General features: G+C 73.6%; 16 protein-coding genes. 4 read left to right on the top strand and 12 right to left on the bottom strand.

The window, feature by feature from the left end:
- Window positions 1-7 precede the first annotated feature (7 nt).
- Together ACSUPR_RS21530 and ACSUPR_RS21525 are read right to left on the bottom strand one after the other, a co-directional pair.
- Complete coding sequence (locus ACSUPR_RS21530) at window positions 8-334, bottom strand: DUF397 domain-containing protein (RefSeq protein WP_436886512.1); 327 nt, start codon at window positions 332-334, stop codon at window positions 8-10.
- Between the two features lie 42 nt (window positions 335-376).
- Window positions 377-1,381 (bottom strand): stage II sporulation protein M, encoded by a 1,005-nt coding sequence (locus tag ACSUPR_RS21525; RefSeq protein ID WP_436886511.1) that lies wholly within the window; start codon window positions 1,379-1,381, stop codon window positions 377-379.
- A 113-nt stretch (window positions 1,382-1,494) separates the two neighbouring features.
- On the opposite strand from ACSUPR_RS21525, the gene ACSUPR_RS21520 reads away from it, so the two are divergent.
- On the top strand, window positions 1,495-2,310 hold the full coding sequence (locus ACSUPR_RS21520) for an RDD family protein (protein WP_436886510.1): 816 nt from the start codon (window positions 1,495-1,497) through the stop codon (window positions 2,308-2,310).
- 16 nt (window positions 2,311-2,326) lie between these two features.
- Here the strand turns inward: ACSUPR_RS21520 and ACSUPR_RS21515 are convergent, their stop codons facing one another.
- Window positions 2,327-3,589: an adenosylhomocysteinase gene (locus ACSUPR_RS21515; protein ID WP_436886509.1), complete on the bottom strand. Its 1,263-nt coding sequence runs from the start codon at window positions 3,587-3,589 to the stop codon at window positions 2,327-2,329.
- Window positions 3,590-3,712: 123 nt separating this feature from the next.
- Window positions 3,713-5,149 carry an adenosylhomocysteinase gene (gene ahcY / locus ACSUPR_RS21510; protein WP_436886508.1) on the bottom strand — a complete coding sequence of 479 codons (1,437 nt, stop codon included), beginning with the start codon at window positions 5,147-5,149 and terminating at the stop codon, window positions 3,713-3,715.
- A gap of 128 nt (window positions 5,150-5,277) precedes the next feature.
- On the opposite strand from ahcY, the gene ACSUPR_RS21505 reads away from it, so the two are divergent.
- Both ACSUPR_RS21505 and ACSUPR_RS21500 read left to right on the top strand, forming a co-directional pair.
- Window positions 5,278-5,670 (top strand): MerR family transcriptional regulator, encoded by a 393-nt coding sequence (locus ACSUPR_RS21505; RefSeq protein ID WP_436886507.1) that lies wholly within the window; start codon window positions 5,278-5,280, stop codon window positions 5,668-5,670.
- Window positions 5,671-5,772: 102 nt separating this feature from the next.
- Window positions 5,773-6,906, top strand: coding sequence for a hypothetical protein (locus ACSUPR_RS21500; RefSeq protein WP_436886506.1), 1,134 nt, complete (start codon window positions 5,773-5,775; stop codon window positions 6,904-6,906).
- A gap of 52 nt (window positions 6,907-6,958) precedes the next feature.
- On the opposite strand, the gene ACSUPR_RS21495 is transcribed toward ACSUPR_RS21500, so the two are convergent.
- From ACSUPR_RS21495 to ACSUPR_RS21480, 4 genes are all read right to left on the bottom strand, one after another.
- Window positions 6,959-8,275, bottom strand: coding sequence for a protein kinase domain-containing protein (locus tag ACSUPR_RS21495; protein ID WP_436886505.1), 1,317 nt, complete (start codon window positions 8,273-8,275; stop codon window positions 6,959-6,961).
- Between the two features lie 202 nt (window positions 8,276-8,477).
- Window positions 8,478-8,654 carry a Trm112 family protein gene (locus ACSUPR_RS21490; RefSeq protein WP_013154764.1) on the bottom strand — a complete coding sequence of 59 codons (177 nt, stop codon included), beginning with the start codon at window positions 8,652-8,654 and terminating at the stop codon, window positions 8,478-8,480.
- A 65-nt stretch (window positions 8,655-8,719) separates the two neighbouring features.
- Window positions 8,720-10,072: a phosphomannomutase/phosphoglucomutase gene (locus ACSUPR_RS21485; protein WP_436886504.1), complete on the bottom strand. Its 1,353-nt coding sequence runs from the start codon at window positions 10,070-10,072 to the stop codon at window positions 8,720-8,722.
- Between the two features lie 121 nt (window positions 10,073-10,193).
- Entirely contained in the window at window positions 10,194-10,568 is a 375-nt protein-coding gene (locus tag ACSUPR_RS21480; protein WP_436886503.1) for a DUF3499 domain-containing protein, read from the bottom strand.
- Window positions 10,569-10,791: 223 nt separating this feature from the next.
- Between ACSUPR_RS21480 and ACSUPR_RS21475 the strand changes: the two genes are divergently transcribed.
- Window positions 10,792-11,187, top strand: a complete 396-nt coding sequence (locus tag ACSUPR_RS21475) for a metallopeptidase family protein (RefSeq protein WP_436886502.1) — start codon at window positions 10,792-10,794, stop codon at window positions 11,185-11,187.
- Window positions 11,188-11,293: 106 nt separating this feature from the next.
- On the opposite strand, the gene ACSUPR_RS21470 is transcribed toward ACSUPR_RS21475, so the two are convergent.
- From ACSUPR_RS21470 to ACSUPR_RS21455, 4 genes are all read right to left on the bottom strand, one after another.
- Window positions 11,294-12,952 (bottom strand): DUF5719 family protein, encoded by a 1,659-nt coding sequence (locus tag ACSUPR_RS21470; protein WP_436886500.1) that lies wholly within the window; start codon window positions 12,950-12,952, stop codon window positions 11,294-11,296.
- 3 nt (window positions 12,953-12,955) lie between these two features.
- Window positions 12,956-16,342 (bottom strand): glycosyltransferase, encoded by a 3,387-nt coding sequence (locus ACSUPR_RS21465; protein WP_436886499.1) that lies wholly within the window; start codon window positions 16,340-16,342, stop codon window positions 12,956-12,958.
- Between the two features lie 313 nt (window positions 16,343-16,655).
- The gene (locus ACSUPR_RS21460) at window positions 16,656-16,943 is read right to left on the bottom strand and encodes a WhiB family transcriptional regulator (RefSeq protein ID WP_436886498.1); all 288 of its coding nucleotides are present in this window, start codon (window positions 16,941-16,943) and stop codon (window positions 16,656-16,658) included.
- A gap of 238 nt (window positions 16,944-17,181) precedes the next feature.
- Window positions 17,182-18,447: a hypothetical protein gene (locus tag ACSUPR_RS21455; RefSeq protein ID WP_436886496.1), complete on the bottom strand. Its 1,266-nt coding sequence runs from the start codon at window positions 18,445-18,447 to the stop codon at window positions 17,182-17,184.
- Between the last annotated feature and the right edge of the window lie 216 nt (window positions 18,448-18,663).

Raw genomic sequence — 18,663 nt, 5'->3', positions numbered from 1 at the left:
AGAACTTTCAGCGGTCCCGGACGACCGACCGTAGCCATCCGGACCACTCCCGGGAGCCGGCCGCGATGACCGTGGAGTCCCGGTAGCGGGTGTCCCTCATCAGAACGGCCATCGGGTCGACGAACGCGACCTCGACACGATTCCCGCCCCCCATCGAACCGGAACTGCTCGCGAACCTGGGAACGGCGTCCATGAGCGCCACTTCGACGCAGTCGTTCCCCATGCTGCTATGGGAGCTCTTACTCCAGGCCCCGGAATTCACGAGGGCGATCTCGACACAGGCATTCGCCATGCTGCTGTAGGAGCTCTTGGACCAGTGGGGGGCGTCGCTCATGCCGCCGACCCTGCCACACGCGGGCCCCGCCCGGTAGGGCTCTCAGGCCACCGGCACCGCCGCGGGCGCGCCCCGCATGTCGCCCGTCTCGCCCGCCAGGTGCGCCCGGCGGCCGACCACGAACACGTACAGCAGGAACAGCACCTCCGCCAGCACCCCGATCCCCAGCGCCACCGGCACCGGGATGTGCCCGGCGACCGTGTTCCCGGTGACCAGGCCCTCGATCAGGCCGGAGACGAACAGCACCACCGCCAGGCCCAGCGCCGCCGCCACCGCCGAGCGCCCCTCCTCGCCGAAGGCGCGCAGCCGGGTCCGGTTCCCCGGGGCGATGAGCGACCAGCCCAGCCGCAGCCCGATGCCGCCCGCCACGAACACGGCGGTCAGCTCCAGCAGGCCGTGCGGCAGGATCAGGCCGAAGAACACGTCGGCCCGGCCGTGGCCGATCATCAGGCCTGCCATCATGCCCACGTTCACCGCGTTCATCAGCATCACGGCCAGGGTCGGCACCCCGAACGCGGCGCCGAACACGATCGCCTGGGCCGCCACCCACGCGTTGTTGGCCCACACCTGGGCGGCGAAGGAACCCCGCGGGTTCTCGACGTAGTAGTTCGCGAACTCGTACTCGACGATCTGGGCGACGGACTCGGGTGTGCCGATCGCGTGCATCACGGCGGGGTCGGCCACGATCCACCAGGCCACGGCGGCGGCGACCGCGACGGTGCCGGCGGTCATGCCCAGCCACCACCAGCGCAGCCGGTACAGGATCGCGGGGAAGACCCGGGTGAAGAACCCGAGGATGTCGCGCCAGGCCGGGTCGTGGGCGCCGGTCACCGCGGAGCGCGCGCGGGCGACCAGGGCGGACAGCCGACCCACCAGGGCGGGGTCCTGGCCCGAGGAGCGCACCACCGACAGGTGGGTGGAGACCCGCTGGTAGAGGTCGACGAGTTCGTCGATCTCGGCACCGTCGAGGGAGCGGCGCCGGCGGACCAGGCGGTCCAGCCGCTCCCATTCCGGGGCGTTCGCCGCGGCGAAAACGTCGATATCCACGCAAGGGACCCTACCGCCTCGCCGCCCGGGGGCGCGGCCGGTGGGAACCGGGTGTCCGCCTGCGGGTAGTGTCGGGGGCGAAGGTTCCGTTCGTCCCCGAGGGAGCAGCACCGGTGTCCTATCCCGGCGGTGGTGAGGTGCGCGGCGACGCGTACGGTACGACGCCCCTGGTCACGGGGGACGCGGTGGTGCTGGACCTGCGCCCCGCCGGATTCGCGACCCGCACGGTGGCCCTGGTCATCGACATCATCGTGCAGGGCGTCCTGCTGGTCCTGCTGGGCCTGCTGGGGGCGTGGATGGGCACCACCATGGACCCCGCGGCGACCGCCGCGGTGGTGCTGGGCGGGACGATCCTGGTCATCGTGGGCTACCCGGCGGCGTTCGAGACCGTCTCGCGCGGCCGGTCGCTGGGCAAGATGGCGCTGGGACTGCGCGTGGTCGGCACCGACGGGACTCCGGAGCGGTTCCGGCAGGCGCTGGCGCGGGCGCTGGCGGCGTTCGTCGAGATCTGGATGACCTCGGGCGTGGTCGCGCTGATCACCTCGATGCTGAGCAGGGACGGGCGCCGGGTGGGCGACTTCCTGGCGGGCACCATGGTCGTGGAGGAGCGCACGGGGCGCCCCCGCCAGGAGTACGTCCCGATGCCGCCGTACCTGGCCGGGTGGGCGGCCGCGGCCGACCTGTCCCGGCTGTCCCCGGAGACGGCCGCCGCGGCCCGCCAGTACGTGCTGCGCTACTACGAGCTCGCCGAGCACACACGCCACGAGATGGGCATCCGCCTGGCCGACGCGGTGATGGCGCAGATCAGCCCGCCCCCGCCGCCGGGGACCAGCCCGCCGGACTTCCTCGCGGCCGTGCTCGCCGAGCGGCGCCGGCGCCAGGAGACCGCCCTCCAGCAGCAGCGGTCCCACCACCGCCCCTCCTCCTGAGGCCCCGGCCCCGGGGTCAGGGGTGCCAGGAGCGGAGGTAGGACTCCTGGTCGGGGGTGAGGGTGTCGATGGCGACGCCCAGCGCGGCGAGTTCGAGGCCCGCCACCTCGGTGTCGATCTCGGCCGGCACGTCCACCACACCCGGGCGGAGCCCGCCGTGGGCGCGGGCCAGCCAGGAGGTGGTGAGGGCCTGGGCGGCGAACGACAGGTCCATGACGGCCGCCGGGTGCCCCTCCGCGGCACCCAGGTTGACCAGGCGCCCCTCGGACAGCAGCAGGACCCGGCGGCCGTCGGCGAACACGTACTCGTCCGCGTGCTCGCGCACGCCCCGGTCCACGGTGACGGCGAGCCGGTCCAGGGCGGCCAGGTCGATCTCCAGGTCGAAGTGGCCGGAGTTGGCCAGGATCGCCCCGTCGCGCATCAGGGCGAGGTGCTCCTCGCGGATCACGTCGCGGTTGCCGGTGGCGGTGATGAACACGTCCCCCAGCGGGGCGGCCTGCGCCATGGTGGCGACCGTGTACCCCTGCATGACGGCGTCCAGGGCCTTGACCGGGTCGACCTCGGTGACGATGACGCGGGAGCCCATGCCGCGGGCCCGCTCGGCCAGGCCACGGCCGCAGTAGCCGAACCCGGCGACGACGACGGTGCGGCCCGCGAGCATGGTGTTGGTGGCCCGCAGGATGCCGTCGACGGTGGACTGGCCGGTGCCGTACCGGTTGTCGAACATGCGCTTGGTGGCGGTGTCGTTGACCGCGACCATGGGCAGCCGCAGCTCGCCCTCGGCGCTCATGCGGCGCAGCCGGATCACGCCCGTGGTGGTCTGCTCGCAGCCGCCCAGGACGCCTTCCAGCAGGTCGGAGCGGGCCGCGTGCAGGGTGTGGACGAGGTCGCAGCCGTCGTCCAGCAGCAGGTGGGGGCGGGTCTCCAGCACCGTGACCAGGTTGCGGTCGTAGGCGGTCGGGTCCATCCCGGCCCAGGCGTGCACGGCCACCCCGTACTCGGAGACCAGTGCGGCCGCGGTGTCGTCCTGGGTGGAGAGCGGGTTGGAGGCGGCCAGGGCCACCTCGGCGCCGCCCGCGCGCAGGACGCGCAGCAGGTTGGCGGTCTCTGCGGTCACGTGCAGGCAGGCGGCGACCCGCAGTCCGGCCAGGGGCCGCTCGGCGGCGAAGCGCTCGTGGACGCTGCGCAGCACCGGCATGGACCGCTCGGCCCAGGCGACCCGGCGCACCCCGGCCGGGGCCAGGGCCAGGTCGGCGACCTCGTGTGGAATCCCGGTCATGGGGACCTGTTCTGTGGATACGGCTCCGGGGCCGGCGCGAGGCGCCGGCCCCGGAGGACTGACATGCCCTGGGGCTCGTGCTCCGACCGCCCTCCTGCTCTGCGGAGGCCGGAGGGGACGGCCCTAGTAGCGGTAGTGGTCCGACTTGTAGGGGCCCTCGACGTCCACGCCGATGTAGGCGGCCTGCTCCTTGCTGAGCGTGGTCAGCTTGACGCCGAGCGCGTCCAGGTGGAGGCGGGCGACCTTCTCGTCCAGGATCTTGGGCAGCGTGTACACGCCGATCGGGTACTCGTCGGGCTTGGTGTACAGCTCGATCTGCGCGATGACCTGGTTGGTGAAGCTGTTGGACATCACGAAACTGGGGTGGCCGGTGGCGTTGCCCAGGTTGAGCAGCCGGCCCTCGGACAGCACCAGGATGGAGTGGCCGTCGGGGAAGGTCCACTCGTGGACCTGCGGCTTGATCTCCTTCTTGGCGATCCCGGGGACCTTCGCCAGGCCCGCCATGTCGATCTCGTTGTCGAAGTGGCCGACGTTGCCGACGATGGCCTGGTGCTTCATCGCCGACATGTGCTCGGTCATGATGACGTTGAAGTTGCCGGTGGTGGTGATGAAGATGTCACCGGTCCCCACCACGTCCTCCAGGGTGGTGACCTGGTAGCCGTCCATGGCGGCCTGGAGGGCGTTGATCGGGTCGATCTCGGTGACGATGACCCGTGCGCCCTGGCCGCGCAGAGCCTCCGCGGCGCCCTTGCCCACATCGCCGTAGCCGCAGACCACGGCGACCTTGCCGCCGATGAGGACGTCGGTGGCGCGCATGATGCCGTCCGGCAGCGAGTGGCGGATGCCGTACTTGTTGTCGAACTTGCTCTTGGTGACCGAGTCGTTGACGTTGATCGCCGGGAACGCCAGGACGCCCTCGCGCTGCATCTCGTACAGGCGCAGGACACCGGTGGTGGTCTCCTCGGTGACGCCCTTGATGCGGCCGGCGATGGTCGTCCACTTGGCCGGGTCCCGCTTCAGGCTCTCCTGGAGCAGCTTCAGGACGACCGCGAACTCCTCGCTGTCGGCGGTGGAGGGGTCGGGGACGGCCCCGGCCTTCTCGTACTGGGCGCCCTTGTGGACGAGCATGGTGGCGTCGCCGCCGTCGTCCAGGATCATGTTGGGGCCCTCACCGCCGGGCCAGGTGAGCGCCTGCTCGGTGCACCACCAGTACTCCTCCAGGGTCTCGCCCTTCCAGGCGAAGACGGGGACGCCCCTGGGGTCGTCCACGGTGCCGTCGGGACCGACGACGACCGCGGCGGCGGCGTGGTCCTGGGTGGAGAAGATGTTGCAGCTGACCCAGCGCACCTCGGCGCCCAGGGCCACCAGGGTCTCGATGAGGACCGCGGTCTGGACGGTCATGTGCAGCGAGCCCATGATGCGGGCGCCCTGGAGCGGCTTGCTGTCACCGTACTCGGCGCGGGTCGCCATGAGTCCGGGCATCTCGTGCTCGGCGAGCCGGATCTCGTCGCGGCCGAACTCGGCCAGGGACAGGTCGGCGACCTTGAAGTCGAAAGCCATGCGTTCCTCACTCGTGATGGTCGTGGCGCACCCGATTCTAGGCCCGCGCGCCCACCCTGGGCACGAATCTGACAACGCGGTGTCAGATGAAGCCCGCGCGGGCGCGGGGCTCGGTTAGGGTCGTCCGCATGGCCCTGGACGACACCCCCGCCGCGTACGCCGGTCCCCTGCCCATCTCGGCGGCGGCCGAGCGGGTGGGCACGACCCCCCGCATGCTCCGGTACCGGGAGGGGCTGGGGCTGCTGCCCCGCACCCAGGAGCAGCCCACGGGGCGGGGCCACCGGCACCGCCGGTTCACCGAGGAGGACCTGCGGACCATCACGACCGGCCTGGAGCTGGAACGCGAGTTCGACATCCCCCCGGCGGCCCTGGCGTTCGCCCTGCGCGTGCTGTCCGAGCCCGAGGTGCTGGCGCGGGTGCGCGCCCACGGGGAGCGGCTGGGCCGCCTGGCCCCGGCGCCGGCCCGGGCCCTGGATTTCGAGAAGCAGAAGGCGATGCGCCTGCTGGGCCGCCGGCCCTGACCGCGCGGTCCGGGACCGGTCCGCACCGCCGGGCGGATCCCCCGCCGCGCAAGGTGCCACAGGTCAGGTTTCACCGGAGCGCCCACGGGCTACGGAGACAGCGTGGATACCCTACGCCTCAGCGCGGACCCGGCCCGGCTCCCCGACCGCGTGCGCGACGAGCTGACCGACGCCGACCGCCTGCGCAGGATCTGGTCCGCGCACCGGCAGGCCCAGCCCCGGGAGGCGCGCGAGGCCGCGCGCGGTTCCCTGATGCGCTCCCGGATCGGGGAGGCCGGGGTGGGCGGGGCCCTCGCCGACCTCCTGGCGGAGACGCTGGCGGACGGGATGGGCGGCCGCCCGCTCACCCCGGGGTACACGGCCGAACTGGCCCGCCTCGTCCACTCCCTGCCCGACGCGGGTCCCTTCCGCGCCCCGGAGCAGCCGCTGGGGCCGGACCACGCGCACCTCGTGGCCGGACCGGCGGCGGCCCCGGGCCACCCCCTGATCCGGGCGGCGCACACCTACTCCGAGGCCCTGGCGGTCCTCACCGAGCTGGACGGGGGGCGGGAGTCGCCGCGGCTGCTGCCCTGGCTGGCCGCCGCCCTGGTGCTGCGCCGGGCGGACTTCCCGCCGCTGCCCCCGCTCCACCCGCCCGCGCACACCGGCCTGCACCCCGACGAGCGCCTGGCCGCCACCGTCTCGGTGCTGGCCCGGGCGGTCACGGCGGCGCTGCGCGACGAGCTGAGCTGGACGCCGCCGGGGGCGCCGCTCCCGGACCGGGAACCGGTGTCGCCGCTGGCGGCGGTGACCCGCCGCCGGGTGATGGACCACCTGCGCTCGCACAAGGAGTCGGTGGGCCTCATCCTGCGCGGTCTGGACCCGGGGGCGCGCACCGTGCTGCGTTCGGGCGGCTCCGACACCGGCGGCGAGGACGCCGCCTCCGAGGCGGGGCGGGCCGTGCTCACCCCGGGCGCCGCCCACTGGTGGACGGTGCTGGAGCTGCTGGTGGAGGATGCGACGGTGTCGCTCATGGTGGTGGTCCAGGAGATCGGCCACCCCCGGACGGGAGTGCTGGCGGTGACCGTGGAGGGGCGGCTGACCACCGCCGACGGGGTGCGCGACCTGCCGCGGGTCTCGGGGGCCGAGGGCGTGACGGTGATGCCCACCGACTGCGTGGACGACCGCTGGCCGCGGATCCGCGACCTGGTGGACGAGGGCGTCTCCCTGGCCCTGGGCGAGCTCACCCGGGTCTGAGCCCGGGGACCGCGGGCTCCTGACCGCGCCGGAGCCTTCGGCGCCGCCGCGGTCAGGAGACGACGATGAGGACCAGCAGCAGGACGAGGATGAGGATCGTCATGAGGACCGCCGGGATCACCCAGCTCTGCTGGAGGATCGAGTCCTCGGCGGGCGGCTGCTGCGCCGGGCCCCCGTAGGTCTGGTTGGGGTTGCCGGTGAGCAGCGGGTTGCCGAACTGCGGCTGCCCCTGCGGGTAGGGGCCGGGCCGCGGGTTGGAGGTGCCGGGGTGGCCGGGCATGCCCATGCCGGGCCGGGGGTTGGACGTGCCGGGGTGCCCGTGCATCCCCATGCCCGCCTGCGGGTAGCCGGGGTGGCCCGGCATCGCCATACCGTGCTGGGGGTTGGACGTGCCCGGGTGCCCGGGGTGGGGGCCGGACGCCCCGGGGTGGCCGGGGCCGAACCCGCTCTGGGGGCCGGTCGGCGGGCGCACCGGCATCCGCCCCTGCGGAATGAGGCCGGTCTGGGCGATCTGCTCGCCCTGCTTGACGACGTCCTCGGTGGAGGGGGCCTCCTCGGCGTCCTCGTGCCCGAGCAGGCGCATGAGGAGCTTCTGCGCGGTGGGCCGCTTGGCCGGGTCCTTGCTCAGGCAGGCCTCGACGATGGGCCGCAGCGACTCGTCGACGCCGTCGATGTCCGGCGGGGCGCTGATGACCCGGTGCACGACCGCGGGGACGGTGTCGGAGCCGAACGGCGCCCGGCCGCTGGAGGCGAACGCGATGACGCAGCCCCAGGCGAAGATGTCGCACTTGTCGGTGATGCCGCGCCCCTCGATCTGCTCGGGCGCCATGTAGGAGGGCGTGCCGACGATCGAGTTGGTCATGGTGGCGGTGCCGTCGTCGACCCGGGCGATGCCGAAGTCGATGACGCGGGGCCCGTCCGGCCCCAGCAGCACGTTGCCGGGCTTGAAGTCGCGGTGGACGATCCCGGCCTTGTGGATGGCGACGAGGGCGGTGGCGGTGGAGACGGCCAGCCGCTGGAGCGCCGAGCCGCGCAGCGGGGCGCCCTTGGCGACCGTTTCCTGGAGGTCGCGGCCGGGCACGAACTCGCTGACCACGAAGGGCGGGTCGCTGTCGAGCCGGGCGTCGATGATCGCGGCGGTGCAGAAGGACGCGACCTTCTGCGCGGCGCGGACCTCCTTCTCGAACCGCTTGCGCAGGTCGCTGTCGCGGGACCACTGGTCGTTGAGGACCTTGACCGCGACCTCCTCGCCCTGGGGGTCCTCGGCCAGGTACACGATGCCCTGGCCCCCCTTGCCCAGGCGTCCGGTCACGCTGTAGTCGCCGAACGCGGAGGGGTCGCTCGGCTGTAGCGGTTCGGGACCGGGCATCGGTGTCCTCCAGGGAGGTCGTGTTGAGCGGGGTGGGCACGAACAGGGTACGGGTTGCGGGGGGTATGGGACGGTGCGCCCGTCACCCCCCGGAGACGAAGTCTCTCACTTCGCCGCACCCGCTATGACTACCGGAACTCCCATAACGTTCCATATGGATCCGACAGGAAAGGCCGGTCCGTCCCCGTTCCCCTCCCCGTCCTCAGCCGATCTTGCGGGCCTCGTCGACCAGCAGGACCGGGATGCCGTCCCGGATCGGGTAGGCCAGGCCGCTCTCGTCGCAGACCAGCTCGTCGGTCTCGGGGTCGTGGCGCAGCGGTGCCTGGCTCTGCGGGCAGGCCAGGATCTCCAGCAGCCAGCCGTCGATCTTCGTGCTCATGGTCCTCGTTCCTCGTCGTACGGGGCGGGGCGGCGGAACGCCCCACCCCTCCATCATGCCCCCTCTCAGGAGCGGACGATGGCCAGTACCTCGTCGCGCAGGGCGTTGACCGCCGCCGCGTCGGGGGCCTCGACGTTGAGCCGCAGCAGCGGCTCGGTGTTGGAGGCCCGCAGGTTGAACCAGGAGCCGCCGGGCAGCGCGACGGTCAGCCCGTCCAGCTCGTCGACCTCGGCGCCCTCGCGCCCGGCGAACGCCTCGCGCACCGCGGCCATCCGCTCGGCGGCGTCGGCGACCTCGGAGTTGATCTCCCCGGAGGCGGCGTAGCGCGAGTACTCGGCGGTGATCTCCGACAGGGGGCGCTCGTCGGTGCCCAGCACGCGCAGGACGTGCATGGCCGCGAGCATGCCGGTGTCGGCCTTCCAGAAGTCGCGGAAGTAGTAGTGGGCGGAGTGCTCCCCGCCGAACACCGCGCCGGTCTCGGCCATGGTGGCCTTGATGTAGGAGTGGCCCACCCGCGTGCGCACCGGCACGCCCCCGTGCTCGCGGACGATCTCGGGGACGGCGTGGGAGGTGATGAGGTTGTGGATGACCGTCGCGCCGGGGTCCCTGGCCAGCTCCTGCACGGCCACCAGGGCGGTGATCGCCGAGGGCGGCACCGCCTCGCCGTTCTCGTCCACGACGAAGCAGCGGTCGGCGTCGCCGTCGAAGGCCAGGCCGAGGTCGGCTCCGGTCTCGCGGACCTTCTTCTGCAGGTCGACGATGTTGGCGGGGTCCAGGGGGTTGGCCGGGTGGTTGGGGAAGGTCCCGTCGAGCTCGAAGTAGAGCGGGACGACCTCCAGCGGCAGCCCCTGCTCCAGGACTGCGGGGACGGTGTGGCCGCCCATGCCGTTGCCCGCGTCCACGACGACCTTGAGCGGGCGGATCCCGGAAAGGTCCACCAGGGTGCGCAGGTGGTCGGCGTACCCGGCCAGCAGGTCCTTCTCGGTGACCGTTCCGGCCGGGCCGTCGTGCGCGGGCACGCCCTCCTCCGCCAGGCGCCGGATCTCCGCCAGGCCGGTCTCGGCGCTGATGGGGGCGGCCCCGGCCCGGCACATCTTGATGCCGTTGTACTGGGCGGGGTTGTGGCTGGCGGTGAACATGGCGCCGGGCAGGTCGAGTGCGCCGGAGCCGTAGTACAGCAGGTCGGTGGAGCCCAGGCCGGCGAAGACCACGTCCACCCCCTGGGAGGTGACGCCGTCGGCGAAGGCTCGGGCGAGATCGGGGGAGGAGGGGCGCATGTCGTGGGCCACCACGACCGCCGGTCCGCCGACGACCCGGGCGAAGGCCGCCCCGATCGCCCGGGAGATCTCCGCGTTCAGGGTGTCGGGGATCACACCGCGTACGTCATATGCCTTGAAGATGCCTGCGAGGTCTGCCACGTCTTCTCCGGCCGGATCGGTCCTGCTCAGGATGGTCATGCCGCGCGGGCGCGGCCCGCGGGCGGTACCAACCTAGCAAGGGGCCCCGCGGACCCCCGGGAAGAGGGCTCGCAGGAGGGCCTCAGGGGCGGGGGTCGGGGCGGGACGGGTCGGAGCGGACGACCCTCAGGTGTCCGCGGCGCATGCCGTCGGCACCTTCGGCGTCGTCGGCCGGGCGGGCGGGCGGGCGCGCCGCCTCACGTACGGCGTCCGCGAGGGCCTCCAGGTCGTCGCTTCCGGGACCTCCGCCCGCCGTCTCGACGGGGAGCCTGACGACCTCCCAGCCGCGCGGCGCCGTCAGTCGGTCGGCGTGCATGGCGCAGAGGTCGTAGCAGTGCGGTTCCACGTAGGCGGCGAGCGGGCCGAGGACGGCCGTCGAGTCGGCGTAGACGTACGTGAGCGTGAAGACGGCGGGCTGCCGGCAGGCGGTTCGGGAGCAGCGTCGAACAGGGCTCACAGCGTTCGACTGTATGCCTTTACTGAGGGACACGCCAGCATCGTTCCACGACCTCGTCCGTTTCGTGGTGTCCAACGCGATACCCGCGCCGGAGCGGGGGTCCCGCCGGGGCGTTCGGGGACGCCGGTCGATCACCGTGCCCGCGGGGCTACGCGACGCGCCCGCGATGGCTTAGTCTCGAAGTGTGCGACGAGTGCGCCCTTCCCATGGCCAACCTGACCGAGTGCGACGCCGGGACCGCCGCGGCCGAGGCATCCGCGGTCCTCTCGTGCCCTCCGACCTGCCGGTGTCCCGCAGCCGCGCGCAGGCGTTCGACGACCTCGTGCTGGACGCGGTCGAACGCCTGGAGCGGTTGTGGGCGCGCGAGCTGGCGAACGTCGACTTCCTCGTGGAGGACGTCCCCCCGGTTCCGCCCCGGGGCCCCATGACCGAGGCGATCCCCTTCTCCCGCCTGGAGACGGACTCCTCGGGCCGGGCCCGCATCGTGGTGTACCGGCGTCCGCTGGAGATCCGGACCAAGGACCCGGAGGAGATGGCACTCCTCGTCCACGAGACCGTGGTCGAGGAGGTCGCCAACCTGCTCGGGGTGGAACCGGAGTCGGTCGACCCCGAGAGCTGACCGGTCCGCCGCCGGGCACGGGAGCCCCGGCCCGTGTCCGCCACAGGCCCGGCGGCAGGCGGCCCGTGCCGACCGCCACCGGGCCCTCACCCCTGGGCTGCGCCGCTCAGGGGACCACGCCCACCATCGTGTCGCGTACGACCGGGAGGGCGACCTCGACCGGTGCCGGGCGTACCGGCAGCACGCTGCGGGCGTCGCCGTCGGTGAGGATCCGAGCGACGTACAGCGGCCCGGAGCCCTCCAGCAGGTCCAGGCGGACCGCGTAACCGCCCCCGGGGTCGGTGCCGTCCGGTGCCGTCCACCCCTCGCCGTCCCCGCCGAACACGGCGGTGGTGCCCGCAGCGACCTCGGCGCGGACCGCGTCCCCCTGGGTGCCGTCGGCCCCGATGGGCGTGGCCATCAGCCGGGCGTCGCCCCCGGGGGCGGTGAGCACGAGCCGGGTCTCGGTGCCCTGCGGGGAGTCGGGCAGCACGGCCCCGGCGTTCAGGGGGGAGGACAGCGGCGGCACGGCCGAGGTGTAGGCGGTCTCCAGGATCTCGTCGGGGTCCTCCCCGGTGAACTCGGCGGCGACGCCGGCGACCACGGGCACGTCGGACTCCACGACCACCGTGCCGGCCCGGCCGCCCAGGACCGTGTCCAGGCTGATCCGGGCGGAGGCCGCCGGGGGGACCTGGAGTTCCAGCGGGTCGTCCCGGGTGCCCCGGGGCGCGGAGGCGTCGTCCTCACCGTCCCCTTCGGGCCCCTCCCCGCCCTCGCCCTCGGGTCCGATGACGTGGACGCTCACCCGCGCGGGCTCGTCGCCTGGGGTCGCGACGACCAGGTGGCGGCGGCCTCCGCCGGGCGGGACCCCGGGAACGACCTGTTCGCGGGCGGGGGCGGCGGTGGGCGGGACCCAGTCGGTGTGGCCCTCGACGTGTTCGGCGAGCAGGGAGGCGGCGACCCGGCCGGTGCTGGTGCGCACCTGCACGCCGACACCGCCGATGCTCTGCGCGAGTTCGGTGATGTCCAGGACGGTGGACCCGCCGGGCGGCAGGGAGATCCCGCGGCTGTCGACGGAGTAGGACGGCCCGCCGCCGGCGTGGATGTCCAGGCTGACGGTGGCCCGGGACGTCTCGGGGTTGGTGAGGTGGACGGTGATCGCCTCCAGGCGGACACCCTCGGAGTCGCCGCCGCCGGGCAGCGCGAACCAGGTGCTCACCGAGGGCTCGGCGCAGCGCACCTCGGTGAGGGCGCCGGAGGCCGCGGTGGTCTGCGCCGCTTCCAGGCCGGAGGCGAGGGAGCCGCGGGCGTGGACGGCGGTGGGCTCGACGGCGGCGGAGGTGTCGACGCCCCACACGTTCCCGGGTTCGGTGAGTTCCTCGCCCAGGAGCAGCTCCGGGTCGGGGCCGCCGGCCCCGGTGGCACCTCCCTGCGCGTCCGGGTCGCCCGGCTCCTCCGGCTCCGGGGCGTCCGCGGCCTCCTCAGGCTCTCCGTCCTCCCCGCCCTCCCCGGTCTCCTCCTCGACGACCGGGACCGGGACGGCCCACAGGCCGCCGGTGTCGTCGCGGCTGACCCTGGGGGCGAACGCGGCGACGGAGCTGTCGGCGTCCTCGTCGTGCGGCGCCGGGCAGACCCGCAGCGCGTGGGAGGGGCGGGCGGTCCCGGGCTGGGTGACGCCCAGCTCGGCGGTCACCGGACCGGTCGCCACGGCGATGCCGAACAGCGCGGCCAGGGCCAGCGCGACCAGCCCGAACAGCGCGAACCGGTTCTCCACGATCAGTCGCACGGCCTACTCCTCCCTCTCGTCGTCCGGGACGGCGGTGTCGGCGCCGCCGGGACCCGCCCGGCGGCGCCCCTTGCGGCGGGTGCCGCGACGGCGGCCGCGCACGGTCGTGATCGACCCGGTGTCGGTGACGGTGAACTCCCCGGTGGCGGGGGCCTCCGCCTCTCCGGCCGGCGGCTCCTCCGCGGCGTCCCCGGACGCGGAGCGCGCCCGGGAACCGCGGCGTCCGCGGCGCGGGACTCGCGGCTTCCCGGGGCGGCGGGGCCGGGGGGCCGGGGTCGACTCGATGAGGCGGACGTCCTCCTCGGTGCGCACGCCCGGGGCGGCCAGGACGGCGACGACGAGCAGCAGCACGCCCTGGGTGACCGTCCAGGCGGTGTGCACGTGGTCGGTGTGCCACACCCGGACCTCGCCGCCCTGGGCCGGCAGCGCCCAGGCCTGGTTCCCCCCCGGGACGTCGACGGGGGTCAGCTCGGTACCGTCGACGTCGGCCCGCCAGCCGTTCCCGGCCGTCTCGGCCAGGGCCAGGCGGCGGCCGGTCCCGCCCTCCTCCACCTGCGCGGTGAAGTCGTGGCCGGGGCCGTCCACCCGAAGCGGCTCCGTCTCCAGCCCGTCCTCGGAGACCACGCGCAGCCGCCCGGTCGGCTCGGCCAGCCGCCACAGGCCGTAGCGGCCCGACAGCGACTCCCGTACCAGCCCGGGGGTGCCGTCCAGCATGTCCACGATGGTGACGTCGGCGACCGTGCCGGCCTCCGGCCTGGGGTAGAGCACGTACTGGATCCCGTGGTCGGCCAGGACGCGCAGCCGGTCGCCGCCCTGGCCGATGGCCAGTTCGGCGACGGCCCGGTCCACGGCGGCCAAGGTCTCGCCGTCGGGGCGGATGCGCTCCTCGCCCAGGCGGGGTTCGCGGCCGCGGACGACGGTGTAGTCCACCCCGCCCTCCGCGCCGGGGGTGACGACGAGGGTGCGCGGCTCGGTGCCGTCGTCGCTCAGGCCGACTCCGCCGCCGACCAGGGTGCCGGGCAGGACCGGGGCGGCGTGCGCGGTGAGGGGGCCGTCCACGCCCCGCCACATCCACAGGCCCGCCCCGGCCAGGGGCGTGGTGACGGCGAGCAGGGCGACGCCGGCGGCGAAGACCCGGCGCAGTCCGCCCAGGGAGACCATGGTGCGGAAGGCGCGGGCGGCGGTGGCCGCCGACAGCAGCACCGCGGTGGCGGCGAAGGTCAGCGCCACCCCCGGCCAGACCGCGGCGGGCGGGCCGCCGAAGTTCGGCTCGATCACCAGGCGGGAGGTGAGGACCGCGACGAGCAGCCCGAACACGGCCAGGGACCAGCCCGCGGCGACCAGGATGCGGTTGCGCAGGAGCAGCAGCGCGCACAGGGCGGCGGTCAGCAGCCCGGCGGTCACCCAGACCGGGGGCGCTCCCGGCCCGCCCGGGGAGAGCATGAGCAGCTGTTCGGGGGTGGCGCCCGGCTCCGACAGTTCGGGGCGGTGCAGCCCGGCCTCCAGCAGCCACTGGGAGGGGTGCAGCAGCAGGTCGAGGGTCCACGGCATGAGCATGACCAGGGGGACGCCCAGGGCGATGCCGATACCGGCGTAGAGGCGGCGGCCCAGGTGGCCGAAGGCGGCCGCCACCAGCAGGCCGGTGACCAGTGCCAACGGCCACACCAGGGGGACGAACGCCGTGGCGGCGGCCAGTGTCAGGCCCAGTCCCCAGGCGGCCCGCCGGGAGTGCTTGGCGGGCATCACCACCACGCGGATGAGCAGCAGGCCCAGCACGGGCATGAGCACGTGGACCACGGCGGTGCCCAGCCGCCCCTGGGCGACCGCCCCGGTGGCCACCGGCAGCAGCGCGTAGGAGGCGGCCATCCACACCCGGGCGGGCCGGTATCCGAGCACCTCGCGGGCGAGCAGGTAGGCGGTGAGCCCGGCCAGGGGCACGGCGCCGAGCAGGAGCAGGGAGACCGCGATCCAGGGCTTGCCGAAGGTGACCGTGGACAGCAGGGCCAGGATCCCGACGTAGGGCGGGACCGCGCCGGCTGAGCCCAGGCCGGTGTCGGGGGCCCCGGAGAGGTAGAGGTCCCACAGGTCGGCGGCGCCGCCCGCGACGGGCGGCAGGGCGCCCCCGGCCAGCAGGGAACCGAAGAGCAGGGAGCGTTCGGCGACGATCGCGACGACCGTCAGACCGATGACGAGCAGCGGCCCCGGGCGCAGCACCACCCGGCGCAGGAAGCCCCCGGTGTCGGTGAGGGGCTCCTCGTCCTCGGGTGCGGGCGCGGTGGTGACGGCCTGGTGGCGGCCCGCGGTGTCGATGACCGGCTCGCCGGAGAGCACACCGGTGAGGAAGTCCGCGAACTGGCGCGCGGCCACGCCGCGCGCCAGGTGGGGCCGGATGGCGCTGTAGGTGCGGCGGCGGTCGCGACGGCGCCGGAAGCGGGCCCGCAGGAGCTTGTCCGGGCGCAGGTAGACCAGGGTGATCGCGGCCGCCTCGTCGAGGGCGTTGGCGGGCTGCTTCATGAACAGGTACATGATCACGCGCAGCAGCGATCCGACGGAGTTGCGCAGCAGGGCCGCGAGCATGCCCCCGAAGGGGAGGTTGGCCAGCAGTACGAACACGGCGTGCCTGCGGTCCACCCGGCGCGGGTGGTTGCGGGTGGCGCCGATGGGCCGCCGGCGGCGGGCGGAGGCCTCGGCGTGGTGGGCAACGGCGTCGGTGACGATGAGGACGTGCAGCCCGGCGCCGCCCACCCGCCAGCAGAAGTCGATGTCGTCGCGGAACAGCGGCAGGGCCCGGTCGAAGCCGCCCAGGCGCTCCCACACGTCGCGGCGGACGAGCATGCCCGCGCTGGACACGGCCAGGACCCGGCGGGTCCCGTCGTGCTGGCCGTGGTCGAACTCGCGCGGTTCCAGCCCGGTCTCCCGGCGGCCGGCGCCGTCGATGGTCACACCGATCTCGATCAGCAGGCGGCGGTCGAACCAGTCCCGGAGCTTGGGCCCCAGGACGGCGGCGCGCGGGTCGCGGTCGGCGGCGGCGAGGAGGTGCGCCAGGGCGTCCCGCTCCGGGGCGAGGTCGTCGTGGATGAGCCAGATCCACTCGGTGGCGTCCTCGTCGAAGCCGCTCACCGGGGAGGTGGAGCGCGGCAGTTCGAGGGCGGCGCGCACGGCGTCGCCGTAACCGGTGTCGGCGGGCATCCCGATGACCGCGTCCGGGGGCAGGTACTCGTGGAGGATGTCCGCGCCGCCGTCCGTGCTCGCGGTGTCGGCGGCCACGGCGCGCTGCACCGGGCGGCTCTGGGCGCGCAGCGCGGCCATGGTCTCCGGCAGCCACCGCGCCCCGTCGTGGGACACGATGACCGCGGTCACGACGTGTCGGGTCGAGTCGAGGTCGAGCACGGCTGTGGTGGCTCTCTCCGAGGGAAGGGGCGGGGCCTCCCGGGCACCGGGGCCGGGCGGGGCTGCGGGCGTGCGGTCACGCCGGGTCCCGACCGCGGGTCGGGGACGGGCACGGGTGCGTGCGGGACATCACCCTACGCCACCCCGCACCATTGCGTACCTATTCACCCCGGACCGTGCGACCGGCGCCTTATCCCCCTATTGGCCATTGAATGGTTGTACGCACCGGACCTCACTTCGGCCCCGACCGGTGTGGGACATGAGAAAAGCGCGCCCGGGCTCGCAGCCCGGACGCGCCCCACGCGCACGCCTCCTACAGAAGCTCCGCCAGGAAATCGAAATCCCCTCCGGCGGCTTTCTTCAGCCTTCGGCGCTCGCGTTCGGAGAGTCCCCCCCAGATACCGAAGCGCTCGTCATGTTCGAGCGCGTATTCCAGGCACTCCGCACGCACCTCGCACGACTGACAGACCTTCTTGGCCTCCCGGGTCGAGCCGCCCTTCTCGGGGAAGAACGCCTCCGGGTCGGTCTGCGCGCACAGTGCGCGTTCCTGCCAGCCCAGATCCTCATCCGAGCCGTGCGCCAGCGGGATGACCTCGCTCATGCGCACCTCCTGTTGCCCCCCATAGATGACCCGACCCTTTTCGTCCCCCGGGCCGGGTGGAATCCCACCTTGAAATTACACGCGGACGCAGTGCTACTCGTCAAGCGCCCTGCGTGGTAATCCACTGAATATCATGTAACGAAGCGTCTTCGCCGCTCGGTTCATGTCCGTTCTGCGGATTACCACGCAATTCACGACGTTCCAAGGAGGCGGGGGGCACGGGGCCCTCGCGGGGGGCTCAGCGCTGACCCTCTCCCCCGTACCAGCCCTGCTGACCCCCGGTTCCACCCTGTCCCTGCTGGTCAGAGCCGTATCCGGGAGTCGAGCCGTACTGGTCTCCGTAGGTGGAGCCGCCCTGGTCGGTCGTCTCCGTACCGTTGTTCTCACCGGAGTTAAAGAATGGTTCAACTCCGCTCTCGGACTGTGCGGGCTGGGCCTGCCCCTGCCCCTGGTACCAGCCGTAGTTGATGGCGTCCTGCGCGGCCTGCTCACCGGAGGCGGCACCCGCCTGGTCGCCCTGCGGCGCGTACTGGGACGGGTCGTAGGACTGGCCGTAGCCCTGCTGGGCCTGGGCGCCGGTGCCGTACTGCTGCGCCTGCCCGTACTGGTTCGGGTCGTAGGCCTGCTGCTGCGCCTGGGCGGGGTCGGTGCCGTACGCGGCCTGCGGCTGCGCCTGGCCCGAGGCGTCGTAGCCCTGCTGCGCCTGCCCGTACTGGTTCGGGTCGTACGCCTGCTGGGCACCCGTGGTGTACTGCTGCGTCTGGCCGTACTGGCCCGGGTCGTACGCCTGCTGCTGCGCCTGCGCGGCGTCGTAGCCCTGCGCCTGGCCCGAGGCGTCGTAGCCCTGCTGCGCCTGCCCGTACTGGTTCGGGTCGTACGCCTGCTGGGCACCCGTGGTGTAGGCGGCCTGCTGGCCCGGAACGGCCTGAGCGGGGTCGGCCGCGGGCTGGCCGCCGGTCACGGACGGGTCCTGGTAGCCCGGCTGGGCGTAGGCCTGCGGCTGCGCACCGGCCTGCGGGTAGCCCCCGTAGACCTGCTGCTGCGGAGTCGCGCGCGGCACCAGGGTCGGGTCGTTGAACACCTTGAGCAGTACGAAGGCGAAGATGCCCAGTACCGCGGCCAGGGAGAGGACCTCGACGAGGTGGGCGAAGCCGACGCTGACCCGGTTCAGCTCACTGCCCAGCATGAAGCCCGCGATCAGGGAGACCAGGGCGAAGACCAGGCCGACGCCGGACAGGATCATCGCGGTCAGCACGACGCCGGAGGCCGAGGAGCGGGCGCGCTCGGAGGTGACGACCAGGAGGACCGCCACCGCGAGCGGGACCACCACCTGCAGGCCGTAGAAGCCGGAGCCCGCATCGACCATGCCGGAGGGGAAGCCGCGGCCCCGGAAACCCGATTCGGAGATGATCCAGATCAGGCCGGAGAGCACCGAGGCGCCCGCCGCACCGATCAGGACCCACGCCACCGGTAGGCGCAGGCGTTCCAGTGTTTCGTTGTTCAAGGGAGATTCCCCTCTGCTGCTTCGTCGCCGCCCTCGTCGGAGGAAGAGTGGCACTGTCGTCGGGCTGTCGGATGGAATCGGCCGATCCCGGCTGCGGAACACGGGGACGCCGGAGGACCGGACCGAAAAAGTGGGACGGCGGCCACGGTACCGAGGTTCGGCCGAACGACGAACCGGCGGTACCGGTACGGTCACGCCCGGATCGCACCCACGGTG

The sequence above is a fragment of the Nocardiopsis dassonvillei genome, from assembly GCF_964273065.1.
Classification (GTDB): domain Bacteria; phylum Actinomycetota; class Actinomycetes; order Streptosporangiales; family Streptosporangiaceae; genus Nocardiopsis; species Nocardiopsis dassonvillei_B.
The sequence above is the reverse complement of the archived record's forward strand: the minus strand, read 5'-3'. Positions and strand labels throughout refer to the sequence as shown.

What these genes read in the sequence shown, in the direction of transcription:
- ACSUPR_RS21490 (WP_013154764.1), bottom strand. Translation starts at nt 8,654, where the DNA reads ATGAGCACGAAGATCGACGGCTGGCTGCTGGAGATCCTGGCCTGCCCG.
- ACSUPR_RS21530 (WP_436886512.1), bottom strand. Translation starts at nt 334, where the DNA reads ATGAGCGACGCCCCCCACTGGTCCAAGAGCTCCTACAGCAGCATGGCG.
- ahcY (WP_436886508.1), bottom strand. Translation starts at nt 5,149, where the DNA reads ATGGCTTTCGACTTCAAGGTCGCCGACCTGTCCCTGGCCGAGTTCGGC.
- ACSUPR_RS21495 (WP_436886505.1), bottom strand. Translation starts at nt 8,275, where the DNA reads ATGCCCGGTCCCGAACCGCTACAGCCGAGCGACCCCTCCGCGTTCGGC.
- ACSUPR_RS21515 (WP_436886509.1), bottom strand. Translation starts at nt 3,589, where the DNA reads ATGACCGGGATTCCACACGAGGTCGCCGACCTGGCCCTGGCCCCGGCC.
- ACSUPR_RS21460 (WP_436886498.1), bottom strand. Translation starts at nt 16,943, where the DNA reads ATGAGCGAGGTCATCCCGCTGGCGCACGGCTCGGATGAGGATCTGGGC.
- ACSUPR_RS21505 (WP_436886507.1), top strand. Translation starts at nt 5,278, where the DNA reads ATGGCCCTGGACGACACCCCCGCCGCGTACGCCGGTCCCCTGCCCATC.